This is a genomic window from Planctobacterium sp. AWM4_229 (assembly GCF_056160305.1).
This window is the reverse complement of the sequence record NZ_JBSWWX010000001.1, coordinates 139,172-154,630: the sequence shown is the minus strand read 5'-3', so window position 1 is coordinate 154,630 and position 15,459 is coordinate 139,172. Positions and strand designations below refer to the sequence as shown.

The 15,459-nt window shown below is 44.1% G+C and carries 9 protein-coding genes; 6 read left to right on the top strand and 3 right to left on the bottom strand.

The features are described from left to right. Nucleotides 1-17 precede the first annotated feature (17 nt). From lolD to ACXAGP_RS00680, 4 genes are all read left to right on the top strand, one after another. Nucleotides 18-731, top strand: coding sequence for a lipoprotein-releasing ABC transporter ATP-binding protein LolD (lolD, locus tag ACXAGP_RS00695; RefSeq protein ID WP_475258929.1), 714 nt, complete (start codon nt 18-20; stop codon nt 729-731). Beyond that, nucleotides 731-1,963 carry a lipoprotein-releasing ABC transporter permease subunit gene (locus tag ACXAGP_RS00690; RefSeq protein ID WP_475258928.1) on the top strand — a complete coding sequence of 411 codons (1,233 nt, stop codon included), beginning with the start codon at nt 731-733 and terminating at the stop codon, nt 1,961-1,963. The genes lolD and ACXAGP_RS00690 overlap by 1 nt, the downstream gene beginning before the upstream one ends. Nucleotides 1,964-1,978: 15 nt before the next feature. Then, nucleotides 1,979-2,467, top strand: coding sequence for a DUF2919 family protein (locus tag ACXAGP_RS00685; RefSeq protein ID WP_475258927.1), 489 nt, complete (start codon nt 1,979-1,981; stop codon nt 2,465-2,467). Nucleotides 2,468-2,639: 172 nt separating this feature from the next. Next, nucleotides 2,640-6,791: an ATP-binding protein gene (locus tag ACXAGP_RS00680; protein WP_475258926.1), complete on the top strand. Its 4,152-nt coding sequence runs from the start codon at nt 2,640-2,642 to the stop codon at nt 6,789-6,791. A 23-nt stretch (nt 6,792-6,814) separates the two neighbouring features. Here ACXAGP_RS00680 and ACXAGP_RS00675 read toward each other — a convergent pair whose 3' ends face one another. Together ACXAGP_RS00675 and ACXAGP_RS00670 are read right to left on the bottom strand one after the other, a co-directional pair. Next, nucleotides 6,815-9,001: an ATP-binding protein gene (locus ACXAGP_RS00675; RefSeq protein WP_475258925.1), complete on the bottom strand. Its 2,187-nt coding sequence runs from the start codon at nt 8,999-9,001 to the stop codon at nt 6,815-6,817. Continuing rightward, a complete protein-coding gene (locus ACXAGP_RS00670) occupies nt 8,998-10,119 on the bottom strand; it encodes a sugar ABC transporter substrate-binding protein (protein WP_475258924.1) in 1,122 nt (373 codons plus the stop codon). The genes ACXAGP_RS00675 and ACXAGP_RS00670 overlap by 4 nt, the downstream gene beginning before the upstream one ends. Nucleotides 10,120-10,429: 310 nt before the next feature. Here ACXAGP_RS00670 and ACXAGP_RS00665 point away from each other — a divergent pair, with 310 nt between their 5' ends. Next, nucleotides 10,430-12,481, top strand: coding sequence for a glycoside hydrolase family 97 protein (locus ACXAGP_RS00665; protein ID WP_475258923.1), 2,052 nt, complete (start codon nt 10,430-10,432; stop codon nt 12,479-12,481). Between the two features lie 110 nt (nt 12,482-12,591). Further along, nucleotides 12,592-14,118 carry an MFS transporter gene (locus ACXAGP_RS00660; RefSeq protein WP_475258922.1) on the top strand — a complete coding sequence of 509 codons (1,527 nt, stop codon included), beginning with the start codon at nt 12,592-12,594 and terminating at the stop codon, nt 14,116-14,118. 38 nt (nt 14,119-14,156) lie between these two features. Here ACXAGP_RS00660 and ACXAGP_RS00655 read toward each other — a convergent pair whose 3' ends face one another. Next, nucleotides 14,157-15,188, bottom strand: coding sequence for a LacI family DNA-binding transcriptional regulator (locus ACXAGP_RS00655; protein WP_475258921.1), 1,032 nt, complete (start codon nt 15,186-15,188; stop codon nt 14,157-14,159). Nucleotides 15,189-15,459: the final 271 nt, after the last annotated feature.

The window sequence follows — 15,459 nt, the reverse complement described above, 5'->3', positions numbered from 1 at the left end:
ACAGATAAAGAGAATTTATGGCCACACTATTGCAATGTCAGCATATTTCTAAAACCTACCAGGACGGTGAGCGACAAGTTCAGGTGCTGCGCGATGTGAGTTTCAGTATTAAACGCGCTGAACAGGTGGCGATAGTCGGGGCCTCCGGCTCAGGTAAAAGTACCTTGTTACATATTCTGGGGGCATTGGATAAGCCGAGCGAAGGCAAGGTGATTTTCGACAACCAGGACATCTTCCAGTTTAGCGAAAAACAACAGGCACAATTTCGTAATAAACGCCTGGGTTTTGTCTATCAACAACATCACTTATTACCGGAATTTACCGCTCTGGAAAACGTCGCCATGCCCTGTTTAATCGCCCGTATGAGCAAAGCACAAGCTTATGAAAAAGCCAAAGCTCTGCTGGATAAAGTGGGGCTGGCAGAACGCCTGGAGCACAAACCCGCGGCGTTATCCGGTGGTGAACGTCAGCGTGTGGCGATAGCCCGAGCCCTGGTGATGGAGCCACAATTGGTATTGGCGGACGAGCCCACTGGCAACCTGGATGATGCGGCAGGTGAGGGCATCTATAAGTTGCTGGTATCCCTTAAAGAAACGCTGTCTACCAGTTTCGTGGTGGTCACCCACGATCGCAGCCTGGCGGCCAAATTGGATCGCACCTTGTCACTTAAAAATGGTCAACTCAGCCAAGACGATGCCACAAAGTTAAATAACCAGAGCGAGCGCGGTTAATGTCTCTGGCATTGCAACTGGCAGCGCGTTTCAGGCGCAGTAAAAAACAAAGCGGTTTTACCTCGTTTATCTCGGCCTCTTCCACGTTGGGCATAGGCCTGGGCTGTGCCGTGCTCATCATTATGCTATCGGTGATGAACGGTTTTGAGCGGGAGCTACGCCAGAGTTTGTTGGCGTACATTCCTCACGGTGAATTGTTTGCAGTGGATGCAAAGGGCTTATCCGATTGGCAAACCATGATGACCGCCTTTAGCAACGAACCGGAAGTTAAACAGGTACAACCTTATATTAACGCCACGGGCCTGGTGCAAAAAGGCAAGGCCAATAAAGCGGTGGAGTTAACCGCCATCGATGCCCAAATCGCCAGTCAATCGTCTCTTATTAACCGTATACCCAAAGCCCAATGGCAACAGTTTCAGGTTAATCAAAAGGGCCTCATCCTGGGGCGTAGCATTATCGAAAAGTTATCTCTGGAGATAGGCGATCAGGTACAAGTGTTATTACCCAAAACTGGCACCTCAAAGCTGGCCTCACCCGATGTAATCTGGCTGACATTATTGGGCGAAATTCATTTAGGTGGCGAGCTGGACAGCTTTACCGGCTTTATGCATTTGGCCACTGCGGCAGAAGCGCTGGAGGTAACTACAGGTGCCAAAGGTTTGCAGATTTTTTATCACGACCCTTTTATCGCCAGCCAGAAAACCCGCGAGCTGGGTTACCGCTTAAATCAACACGCCTACATGAGCGACTGGACCCGCACGCAAGGACATCTATATCAAGACATCCAACTGGTGCGCTTTGTAGTGTATATCGCGTTAACCTTAGTGATTGCCGTAGCCTGTTTTAATATTGTGTCGTCGCTGGTGATGGCAGTAAACGAACGTCAGGCGGAAATTGCCATGCTTAAAACCATGGGCGCAAGCGATGCGCTGATTATGGCTACCTTTGTATGGCAGGGCATGATCAATGGTTTAATTGGGGTGGTGTTTGGCAGTATCGCCGGGGTATTGATAGCGCAAAACTTAACCGCCATTGCCCGAGGCTTTGAAGCTCTGTTCGATTTTACGATTTTATCCGGAGACGTGTATTTTATCGATTTTTTACCATCGCAATTAAATACAGCGGATGTTTTGGTCACCATTTTTATCGCACTGTTGTTAAGTGCTTTAGCCACACTTTATCCGGCATTAAAGGCCGCTAAAATCAATCCCGCCAATGTGCTTGGTCATTAAAAGCCAGTTAATTCCATGAGGGATAGACACGCAAATAACAAAACCGTCAATACGAACGCGGGCACTAAGCAAAGGGTGATTTATCCCGAGCATTATTACGACAAAGACGGTTATTTAAAACCACCCAAAATCTTCTATTTTGCCATCGTTTATCTGCTGCGCGGCTACATTATTATCGCCATGTCGTCCAGCTATGGCAGCAATACCGAAGCCTTGTTAGGCATCTTCTACCCACAAGTCAAAGTGCTTTACATGCACCTGCTCATTGGCTTACCCGCACTCATTGCCTTCGTGCTACTCACCGCGCGTTTTTCCCTACGCGAAAAACAAAGGTTCTGGCCACTCAACATCATCAAACCCCTGATACTACTGGCCCTAACGCTAGATATCGCCCTGCATATCTACATCGCCAAACTGCAATACTGGCAGTTTGACTGGGTGTTAGGGGCGCAGTTGTTGGTTTCGTTTGTATTGACACTCAAACTGGTTTTCGCAGCTAAGTAAGCTTTCTTGCCTTTAACCAAAAAGGATTAGGTTGATGATGCCTTGGTCATCGTCATCACATTTTTCCCTTAAGTTTTTGCATTTACTCCAATCATCGAGTATTCCGGCAAACTGTGCTGGTAAAAATAGATTTTTGTTGCCTAAATAATTACTCGTAGGTATTGTGGATGACGTGAACATTAGTATTGCAGTTAAAAGAACACGTTTACGTTCAAAAATTAATGATAATGATTTCATTAGGTTTCTCCATATGTGTTATCTCTCGAAGCAATATTGGAAAATTAGAGAAGGCTCTTCATTCAAATTTAAGCTGTTTTTTATCAAAAACGAGACTTCATATGGTAGATGGTTAACACTATTACTATTGACCTTTGTTCATTTTAATTCTTTTTCTAGCCCGAATCATTTGTTTAAACCAGTCGATACCATCGAAGGGATAGGAATAATTCCGATTGTAATTGAGGAGCATGATTCTACATATTGGGTCGGCACTAACAATGGTTTGGTGATGATTCGTCCCGGGCAGAAAAAGATATATAACAGTTACACTGGTCACATGAGCGCTAATCAGGTATCAGCAATTGAAATAGATAATAGCGGAACAGTCTGGGTATCATTAATTGGCGGTGGTATTTTTTATCTTGATAGCCAAAACAACAAATTTGGGTCATTACAAGATTCTGTGCCGTTAAAAAAATTAAGTTGTTCTGACATGGTGAAAAATGGTAATGAGGACCAGTTGTTAATTCTTTGCGGGGATACTCTTTACTATTACGATATTAGAAAAAAATCCCTTAGCAATCTCAGTGAACAGCTGCGAATTTCGAAAAGAATGAATCGATTGATTTATGAAAGTGAAGACAATTTTTTAATTGGGACATGGGGGGAAGGAATATATCGATTAAACACTGAGCGCTTGGACTTTGACTTAATTAGCGAAAAGCCTAGAAAGATCAATGGTATGAGTTTGAATGACTCAAACGGGGTTTTAGTCTCTAGCACTAACGGTGCATTCATTTTAGATTTGCAAACAGGAATTATTTCAAAGATTAGTAACCTGAAAGACAATGAAATTTGGGATGAAGATGTTGAAACAATTTTCCAATTAGATAGCGATAACTATCTTGTTTCGTTTTCTTCTCATGGTTTGTATGAGTATAACAAACAGAAAAACAACTTATCAAAATCGGCACATTTAGATCCCTTTTTAAAAGGCGGAAAGTTTGGTGATGTAAATGTTATTGCGTATTCTCCAAACAAAGAGCATTTACTTATTGGTGCTGGTGAAGCTGGTCTTTACGTACTTCCATTCAAGAACAGTTTTGTTTCATATTTTGAAAGTAAAAATCTGCGAAATTCAGATGTATCGAGTATTCAGCTGAAAGGAGATAAGCTTTTTGTAAGTGATGACAACAGTTTGTTTTTTATAGATCGTGAAAAAAAAGAGATAGTTCTTTTTCTTAAAGGAATCGGGTACACCTATTTTGTTGAGAGTTTTGAAAAAAAACTTTTAATTAGCACTTATGAAAGTGGGTTTATTGAAGTAGACCCTAATGAAAGTTCCGTGAACCTGCCTGATACAGAGACTGTAAAAGGATTACCAAAAGCAAACTATTCGGAATTTCTATCACTTGCCGATGGACTAGCTATGTGGGGAACTGATTTCGGAAAAAATAAGGGGATTTATTTTGTAAAAGAGGGAGAAGATATCCTCAAACTTGTTGAGGATGTAGAAGTCATCGAAATTCTTAGGATCGACATGGATAGTGTTTTAATCCTTACTGCCTATGATGGCGTTTTTATTTATTCAATATCTACACAATCTATTTCTAACTTTCTCTGGGAAGTCGAGTCTCAATTCATGGACTGCATCGAACAACTCAATGAACACCAATTTTTAATCTGTGTCCGCAGAAACAAGGCTCAGATTTTTGACCTGCGTACTAAGGCCTTTACAGATTTTGAGCCGGGCTCAACTGAAATAAGAAATGTGAGAACGGCAGAATTGGATGCCTTTGATAACCTTTGGTTAGCTTCTAGTCGTGGGCTTTATGTGTACAACATGAAAAGCGAAGAATTAACTAAGGTAACTGAAGCCGAAGGGGTTTTTAGCACTGAGTTCTCTTCTGACATGTCATTGTTACTTGATGACGGTACACTTATCCTGCCGGGTAATAAAGGTGTAATAGCCATCGATACCGCAAAAGCCAATGCCTACTTTCAAGAAAAAAGACGGTCTATAACCAAAAGTATAATTACCCGTGTTAATTATATTCTCGCGGATCACTCAGAGCATCGACCGTTACTATCTCAGCTTTCTGGAAATAATCTGGTTTTACCTCATGACAACATCGTTTTGCGAATTCAACTGAGCCACAACAATTTGTTAGAAGCCAGTCAGTTAGCATATGAGACTCGATTGTTAGGCCTTACTGACGAGTGGCAGATGCTAGAAGTGGATAAACATTCCGCATCTTTTACCACAATGCAACCCGGAGAGTATGAATTTCAGGCAAGAGTTGTTGATCCTAGAAGCCTCGCTGAGCAGCCCATTGTTTCTTTAAGTGTTACTGTTCTCCCACCGTGGTGGAAGACAACCTGGGCCTATTTAGCTTATCTTTTATTGCTTCTAAGTGTGATTTACTTTATTTCCTGGTATCGAAACAAGCGCCTGTTAGAAATTAATGAACAACTCACTCTCAAAGTTGCAGAGAGGACAGAAACGATTTCTCATCTACTCAACCAAAAACAAGCGTTTTTCGCAAACGTATCCCATGAATTCAGAACACCTCTTACTTTAATTTCTGGGCCTCTCGATGCTATCGCTGAAAAGTTAGATTCTCCGCAGGAGTATAAGCTTCTGCAAATAGTTAAAAGAAACACATCTCGCTTGATGAGATTAGTGGATCAAATTTTGGAACTGGCAAAATTAGAGACAAATCGATCATTACCGAAACAAGTCTATGATTTAAGGGATACTATACAGGTTATCTCTTCTTCTTTTGCTGCACTGCTTGAACGCAATCACCAGACGCTGACTATTTCTCAAGTTCCGCAAATCAAAATCAATGTGATTGAAGATTCCTTTGAGATGATCATTACCAATTTACTCTCCAATGCTATCAAATACAGCGGCGAGAATAGTGAGATATCACTGGATATCAGTATTGTTGAGAAACAATTAATGATAGAAGTAAAAGATAGTGGCAAAGGAATATCGAAAGAAAATCAAGCGATTATGTTTGAACGATTTACACGCTTTGACGCTGAGGAAAATGTTGAGGGCAGTGGCATTGGACTTGCGCTGGTTAAGCAGTTAGTGAGCAGTAATGATGGTTCCATCTCTGTTGAATCTGAACTGGGAAGCGGTACAGCCTTTAAAATAATTCTTCCTCCTGATGTTATTACTGAAGGCCAAGTTACTCAAATCACGCAGTTAAAAGCGTTAGACTCAGTAATCGAATCAGGCCATTCTGTGTCTAAATCAACTTCTTTTATGGACCCCAAAAAAGTATCTAAACAAGCTCAAATTACAGATAAATATAAAGTTCTTGTGGTAGATGATAACGCTGATCTTAGAGAGTTTATTAGCGATTCATTGTCTGCTGATTATGAAATCGAAACTGCGGTAAATGGCAAAGACGGTTTTGAAAAAGCAATGCACAATATTCCTGATTTAATCTTGTCGGATATTATTATGCCGGAAATGGATGGTTACGACTTTGCCAATGCCATTCGCAATGATCATGCGACCTCTCATATTCCATTGGTACTGTTAACCGCCAAGGGCGATGACTTGAGCAGAATGAAGGGCTGGGAAGAAAATGTAGACGACTATCTTACCAAACCATTCGATTTAAAAGAGTTGCGTATTCGTATTCAGCGCTTGCTGAGTATTCGCGATATTCTGCGTAAAAAGCACACGGCGGATTTAAGCAATAAACTGGCGACTAAAAATCAGGAAGTTATCAGTTTTCAAACCAAACGGGATAAGGAGTTTTTCAAGCGTTTTGAAAAGGTCATTGGTGAGCATTACCAACAAGAGCATTTCACTCGGGCAGAAGCGGCCAGTGATCTGGCTATGAGCGAGCGACAATTGAACCGTAAACTCTCAGCTTTGGTGGATTACAACTTTTGTGAATATTTGCGCAAATATCGCCTGCAAAAATCCAAAGAACTCTTGTTATCCGGTAAGCAGGTCACCGAGGTGGCCTACGATGTGGGCTTTAACTCTCCCTCCTATTTCTCCAGCTGTTTTAAAGCCGAATTTGAGCAAACACCCAGAGAGTTTGTAGAAGAGCAGGAAAGAAAGGATACAAACTGATAACGCAGGAATTCACCGCAGTGTTAGTTTTCAAGCACCGCACTTAGTGTCTTATACAGCACATGCTTATCGATGGGTTTGCCAATATGGGCTTGTGCGCCAGCGCTGAGATAAGACTCAATCTCTTCGGTCATCACATTGGCGGTTTGCATTATTATGGGCATGGTAAAGCCTTGTTCCCGGATAAGCTTGGTGGCTTCCAGGCCGCTCATTTCTGGCATTTGCACATCCATTAAGATCACATCTGGCAATTGCCCATTAAGGGCATTCACTGCTTTGGCGCCGTTATCGACAAACTCCGCGTGGATCTGGGTTTCCGATAGCAGGTAGCGCAGAATATCCTGGTTGATGGGGTTGTCTTCGGCTACCAGTACCCGATATTGCGACAAGTCGGGAATGCTTAGCGTCTCTGGTGTGGCTTGTTGTGCTTCACCTGGCTCTACCTTAACGCTAAAGCAAAACTCACTGCCTGTACCGGGTGTACTGCTGACGGTGATATGACCATGCATCATGTCCACCAGCGATTTACAAATAGACAAGCCCAGGCCAGTACCGCCGTATTTGCGAGTGATGGAGTTATCCGCCTGCTCAAACTTGTTAAACAGGCGCTGTTGCTGCTCCTGACTTAAACCAATACCGGTATCCTGAATCCTGAATTCCAGGAAGTGGCCATCGCTGTTGTTGAGTGAGCTTGCGGTAATGGTGATTTGTCCCTCATGGGTAAACTTAAGGCCATTGGACACCAGGTTATTCAGCACCTGAGTAATGCGTGTGGGGTCGCCTTGCCACCAGTCCTGATTGATTTTTTTGCTGTTGAGCACCAGCTTGATATTTTTGCTTTTAGCAGAATGACTAAAGGTGCGCACAACGCTCAATAGCACTTGTTTAATATTAAAGTGGATCTGTTCAATTTGCAGTTTGCCTGCTTCCAGTTTGGATAAATCCAGTATGTCGTTCACTATGGTCAGCAGGGTTTTGGCGGATTCGCTTATGCGGGCTACCAGTTGTTTTTGTTCTTTCTCGGTAACCTTGTTATTGAGAATATCCAGTAAGCCCAGCACACCGTTCATGGGGGTGCGAATTTCATGGCTCATGTTGGCCAAAAACTGGGTTTTCAGTTGTTCTGATTTTTCCGCAGAGAGCTTGGCTTCCTTCAGGCTACTGATCTGACGGCTGATAGTGGCGGCCATGCGGTTCATGGCGTTGATGGCTTGTTCAAACTCTACAAATTCCTGATCTTTTAAATAAGGCTGGTAATCGCCGCTGTCGAATTTATTGGCGGTTTTGGTGAGCTCTAACAATGGATCTTTGACCCGATTGGAAAGCCGCAAAACCAAAACAAAAGACAGTCCAATAATTAAGGCGCTGAATAATAAGGTGTAAAACAAGTTTTCCTGAAAGCGCTGCAGAAAGCTCTCTTGCGACAGGGCAATGTTCAAAATAAGTGAATTGCTCTGATTAAAATCCAGTTCGCTACCAAATATGGTTTGCTCAGCACTGACTCGATTGCCAGCTTGTATGGTGCCATGCTCGGTGAGCAAAGCACTGCCAAAACGCAAGATAGAGGCAATGTCGGGGGCGTCCAGCAGGGTTTGAGTGGTTAACAAATCCACTTCAACAAACAACGCCGAGGTAATTCTATAGGGATTGACGATAGAGCCCGTTTCTTTGCGCAATGGCATCACGAAAAATAACAAGGGGACTGGCTCTTCTGTATTTTGCGTATCAGGCATCATTGTGGACGACAAGGTAAGCAACAGTGGTAATTCCATATTCTCTCCGCGCGCCATAATATTTTTGGAGATGGCGGCGATGCCATTGGCATCTATTCGATAAGTGCTGCTGGGGTAGCCTTCAATAATAAATTGTGAACCATCGCTGATAAAAGCAGAACGCACAAAAGGATTATCTTCCACCAGACGCTGCATTTGTTTTTGCGCAAATTGCGCAAACAAGATATTTACCGCTAACTCTCCAATCGCTTTATTGCGAGCGAAAGATGCTATCTGGTATTGCAATTGAAATAGTGCGCTGCGCATTTCATAGGCTTCGCGGTCGAGCTCTTTTTGTACGGAAAACTGCGCTCGCTCCATGCCTGACTGATAGGAATCACGTAAAAAATAGCCATAAGAAACCAGCAGCGGTACAGCGATAATGGTGATTATCGAAAACAACAGCATTTTGTGTATGGAGGGCTTTTGCTGTTTCAATACAGTTCCTTTTTGGTTTTTTCCGCTACATATTGCATGTATTGGGCGGCTTCAGTCGCTTCCAATGCACCGCCCTGGTAACGATTAAAACCCATGATCAGAGCTTCCCAAATAATGGACATTTCCGGGTCATTAGGCATGGGCTCGGCCAGCTCTAACTGGCTTATATAATTGCTGATATTTGCATTGCTGTTACGCTTGATGTGGTTAATGACATCGATATTAGAGGGCAGTGAGCGCAACGTTTGCCAGATCCGCTGTTGCACATCATCAGACTGTAAAAATAAGGCCAGTTTTTTTAATGCTGATGATTTGTCCGAGTCGATGCTGTCGCCGGGGAATGCCAGAGCGAATACCGAAGAGTAGGGCACCATGCCATTGCCTTTTATTGCGGGTAATAAGGCGACTCCTAGATTTTCTCCGAGGGACTCGTCGAACGCACCTAGTGCCCAACTGCCGTTGATCATGTAGGCGACTTTGCCCGACACAAACTTATCGAAGCTACATTGATAGTGGCATTGTTTGGCAACAATACCTTGCTCTGCCAAAGATTGATAAAAGCGCAAGGCTTGTGATGTGCCTTTTGTGCCAAGGCGTATCTCTCCATTCACATAAGGCAGCGCATCGAACGCGCCCAAAAAAGGAATTAGCCAAAACATTTCGTTATAGCTCCAGGCGATAAGCTCAATGTTTGGTGCTAGCTGGTTTTGCTGCGCCATCAACGCTTGCCAGCTTGTGGCGGCCTCGCTTACAAGGGATTTGTTGTAATACAGCATCAGGTGGTTACCCGATAAAACAGGAATGCCTAAACGGTCACCTTTTACTGTGCCGTGCTCCAGGTTTTTAGCGGGTTGTTTAGCGCTTATCCAGTCAGGGGGAATGACACTATAATTGACCATTTCAAGCCCCAACAGATCTCCGGGTACTAACACTACATCAGGCAGGGTTTTGGTGTCAGCTCTGATCATTAGCTCGGTTTTGAGATCCGTGGTATCCAGCGTAGCGAACTCAAAATTGATGCCCGTTTGCTGTTTGAATTCCTCTAAAAACAAACTCAAGTCATAGTCATCTAAACTGGAGGCAATACTGATGGTTTGGGCTTCGGCCGAACTTTGCATTGGATGAACAAGCAGATAAAAACTACAGAGCAAAAAGGCCCAGCAAGATTTGACAGTAGAGGATATCTCCGACTTACGGGGTAGCTGCATAGCTCGTAACAACTTATTGATTTTGCATGAATTAGTTTCATTTTAGTCAAAAACAATCAACTGGCAACCAAAACTAATTACGTACTTTGGGGTAGTTAGGCAGGTTAATGGGCTTTGCATACGTATGTAAGTGGTGTCGGTGAAATTTGCCGTTTAGAATCCTGTTAAATTTAAGTTAAACAATCCTCTACGATTGTTAATGCACTTTTGCGGGAAGCTTATGTCATCTGAAACTGCTTTTTTCACCAAGCCCGGCTCTTGGTTGGTCTTAACTTCGTTATTATTGCCGATTGCCCATAGCAAGGCAGCTACTCTAAAAGTGCAATCGCCTGACAGCCGCATCACGGTTTCAATCAGTGATGAGGGTGATGTACCCGGTTATTCAGTTAAATTTGATGATGAAACGGTTCTCAATAATTCTCGTCTGGGGCTGGTATTTAAGCAGCTTCCAGCATTTGGTGCCGGGTTTGATATTCATAGCTCAAAAACTCAAAGTGTTAATGAAACTTGGGAACAGCCTTGGGGTGAAAGGCAATTTATTACCGACCAGCATAACGAGCTGAGTGTGCTGTTTAAAAATGAACAAGATTATCAGTTTACTATCAGGTTTCGGGTTTTTAACGATGGTTTGGGTTTTCGCTATGAGGTAAACCCGCATAAGGATATAGAGCAGGTAGATATCGTTGATGAAGAAACCGAATTTGCTCTGGCGTCAGACGCTACCGCCTGGTGGATACCCGCAAGAGGCTGGAATCGCTACGAATATATCTACGAAACCACACCGTTAAGTAAAATCGATCGGGTTCACACGCCGTTTACGGTGCGTATGCCAACGGGCACTCATGTGAGTATTCACGAAGCGGCGCTTGTGGATTATGCCGCTTTTACGCTGGATAAAGGTCGCGATAACACTTTAAAAACCGACTTAACGCCTTGGTATGACGGTATTCGTGTAAAGACAGCCGCCCCTTTTAAATCTTCCTGGCGCACCATTCAAATTGCCGATGATGCTACTGGGCTATTAAATTCCGATCTGATCCTGAATCTCAACGAACCCAATAAGTTGGGCGATGTATCCTGGGTTGAACCGGGCAAATATGTAGGGATTTGGTGGGCCATGCATGTGAACGAAAAAACCTGGGGCTCAGGCGAAAAGCACGGGGCCACTACCGAAGAAACCAGGCGTTATATCGATTTTGCAGCCAAATACGGGTTTGATGGTGTATTGGTGGAAGGCTGGAACGAAGGCTGGGATGGCAGTTGGTTCCACAATGGTGATGTGTTTAGCTTTACCCAATCTTACCCTGATTTCGACTTACCTACTTTGGCACAGTATGCTCGCGACAAAGGCGTTCGCCTGGTGGGCCATCACGAAACTTCCGGTAGCGTGACCAACTACCGCAATCAAATGGCTGATGCTTTTGATTTGTATGAAAAAATGGGCGTTAGTCAGGTAAAAACCGGTTATGTAGCTGATGGTGGAGATATTAAACGCATTGACGGTAATGGCATAGTGCGTCACGAATGGCATGATGGTCAGTTTATGGCCAATGAATATTTGCACTCAGTACTTGAAGCCGCAAAGCGTAAAATCAGCATCAATACCCATGAGCCTATTAAAGACACCGGCTTGCGCCGTACTTATCCCAACTGGATAACCCGAGAGGGCGCTCGTGGCCAGGAATTTAATGCCTGGGGCTCACCGCCTAATCCGCCAGAGCACACAGCTGTATTACCTTATACGCGCATGCTTTCTGGTCCCATGGACTTTACCCCGGGGATATTCAACCTGGCACCTTATGGTTTACATGCTGAAAATCGGGTGCAAACCACCTTGGCAAAACAGTTAGCTTTATATGTCGTGTTGTATAGCCCCATTCAAATGGCGGCGGATTTACCTCGTCATTACGAAAGCAATTTACCTGCATTCCAATTCATTCGAGATGTGCCCGCTGACTGGCAGCAAAGTATTGCCCTGGCTGGCGAGGTAGGCGATTACGTGGTGTTTGCCCGTAAAGAGCGCGGTGGTGACGACTGGTACCTTGGCGGTTTAACCGATGAAAATGCCCGAGTTGTTGAGATCAAAACTGACTTTCTGGACGCCAACCGGGTTTACGATATGCAAGTGTATCAGGACGGAGCTAAAGCACAATGGCGTGATCATCCCTATGAAATGTCTATTTTCAGAAAGCCAGTAAGAAAAGGTGAAACCTTAAGTCTGCGCATGGCAGAAAGCGGTGGTGTCGCCATTCGTTTTAAATTGCAGAAATAAATTTTTGGTAGCGCTGCTGAGGGCTTTGTTGCGCATTCGCGATGCAAATTGTTCAGCATGTGATACTTTTAAGCAAAGAACAAAAATGATAACCAGAAAAAAGGACAGGCATGTACAGAGCTAAGCCGGAACTCAATTTTTTTCAGATCTTCAATATGTGTTTTGGATTCTTGGGGATCCAGATGGGCTTCGCCCTGCAAAATGCCAATGTCAGCCGTATTTTTGAAACCCTCGGAGCTGACTACAACAATCTGGCTATTTTATGGATCGCCGCTCCGCTCACCGGGTTAGTGGTGCAACCAATTATAGGTCACATGAGTGACAACACCTGGAATAAACTTGGCCGCCGCCGACCTTATTTCCTCTACGGTGCCATTGCTGCCAGTCTGGCTTTGATTGCCATGCCCAATTCGCCTTATCTTTGGGTGGCAGCCGGGATGCTTTGGATCATGGATGCCGCTATTAATGTTTCCATGGAGCCATTTCGCGCCTTCGTTGGCGATATGCTGCCCAAGGAGCAACGCGCTACTGGTTTTTCAATGCAAAGCTTTTTTATCGGTATGGGGGGTACGATTGCCTCGGCAATGCCTTGGATACTGGCCAATTGGTTAGATGTGAGCAATACCGCGGAGCCGGGAGTCGTACCTGATTCGGTGAAATTTTCCTTTTACTTTGGTGCCGTTGCCTTCTTTTTAGCCGTGGGCTGGACTATCTGGTCCACCAAAGAATACAGCCCGGAAGAGCTAGATGAATTCGCTGCTGCTGAAAAAGAAGCCGAAGACAAAGCTGGAAAAGAACATGCCGTGCAAATCAAAGAGCACGTTTCGCATCCTGCCGAGGCTTATATAAAAGGTGGCATCATTTGGTTGATTATCGGTTTAGTGTTAACCGCCATCATTCAAATTTTTAGTGCTTCGTTAGATAAGCAGCTGTTTATTTTGTCAGGTGTGGTGGTGGCCTTTGGTGCTTTGCAGCTTTTGGCAGGTATGTTTTCCAAACAAAACAAGGCAGACAATGGCTTTAATACCATGATGGATGACTTGTTTAATATGCCAGATACCATGAAACAACTGGCTTGGGTGCAGTTTTTTTCGTGGTTTCCTTTATTTGCTATGTGGATCTATACCACCGCGGCAGTAACCTCTCACCATTACAATACCAGCGACCCTTCATCAACGGCTTACAATGAAGGCGCAAACTGGGTCGGTGTGCTGTTTGGTGGACAATTCGCTTTCGCGGCGTTAGCTGCTGTGGTGATCCCAATTCTGGTGAAGGCGACAAACTTGCGCATTACTCACCTGATCAACTTGTTCCTGGGCGCATTAGGCTTTTTATCTTTCTTGCTCATCGATAACCCCGACTACTTGATTTATTCCATGGTGGGCATTGGCTTTGCCTGGGCCTCAATTCTGTCCATTCCCTATACTTTGTTGGCCAATTCGTTGCCGCAAAACAAAATGGGGATATTCATGGGGATCTTTAATTTCTTTATAACTCTGCCGCAATTGGTTGCTGCCAGTATCTTGGGCTTTATGGTTACCCGTATTTTCGATGGCGAGCCTATTTATGCGCTATTGATAGCCGCGATTAGTATGGCCATTGCCGGATTACTGACGCTAAGAGTTCGGGAAGCGTAAAAAAGGCAGGCCAGGCGCCTGCCATCTATTGAGAAACCTTATTTTGCGCCACAACTGTGGCGTATGACGACTTCAGCATCAATGAGATGACTTTCAACCGGTTGCCCTTCAATTTGCCCCACTAATGCGTCCACTAACAGTTCTCCTGCCAGTTTCGTATTTTGTTTTACGGTAGAAAGTGGGGGATTAGTAAAGGGGGCCAGCGGAATGTTGTCGTAGCCCGCTACGGCGATGTCATCCGGTACTGATATTCCGGAATCTTTTAACGCGGTTAATACGCCAATGGCAATCAAATCTGATGCACAAAGAATCGCATCGACTTTTGCCCCGGACTCCACCAGTGCTTTTGCTACGTTGTAGCCCGAGTGTTCGGTAGAAATGGCATCCCAGTGTTTGGCCCGTTGATTTTCAGCTAAAATCCCCGCTTCTTTTAACGCATCGTTAAAGCCATTAAATCGTTCTAAAAATTCGGGACTGTTGTTGTCTGCACCACCAATAAAAACAAATTCTTTGTGGCCTAACGAAATCAGGTGTCGGGTGATGTTTTTACCACCTTGATAATTATTGCTTCCAATCACCACACCTGGATGGCTTTCGTTGATGGCTCCCCAGCGCACGAAGTGGGTGTTTTGTTCCTCTAATGCCTGCAACTTATCCTGATATTCAAGGAAGTCCCCATAGCCCAATAGAATAATGCCGTCGGCCTTATGAGTATCCTCAAAGTCGGCATGCCAATCGTCACTGAATTGCTGGAAAGATACCAACAGATCAAAACCCGCATTTGCCGTAGCCCGTGTAATGCTGCCCAACATAGAAAGAAAAAAGGGATTAATCATACTGTCGTCTGAGGTGGGATCTTCAAACAATAATAAAGCCAGAGTTTTACTTTGTTGCTGTCGCAGATTACTGGCATTTTTGTCAACTTTATAGTTCAACTCGCGTGCGATAGCTTTAATTTTGTCGCGAGTTTCCTTGCTCACAAGCGGACTGTTACGCAGTGCCCGAGACACCGTTGATTGGGATACACCGGCCTTATGGGCGATATCAAAAGATGTGGCTTTTTCTTTCATTGTGTTTGCTGAGTCATTATTGTTTTATTTCTCACCCAAAAATAGTAGTCCGCTCTTATGGTATGGCACAAGTTTTATTGCGCCTGTGAGGATAAAAGTTAATAAACAGGCACTTAACGCTCATAAAATGAACGATTCGACCAGGCTTTTGGCTGTTTAACTGCATTGCTCTGAGATTATTTTCGGTTAAATTGATGATGATTAATGCAAATGCTTCAGCGAGTACAAATCGCGCTTCCTTCCAGTCGGGCAAAAAGCTATCATTCTGCTT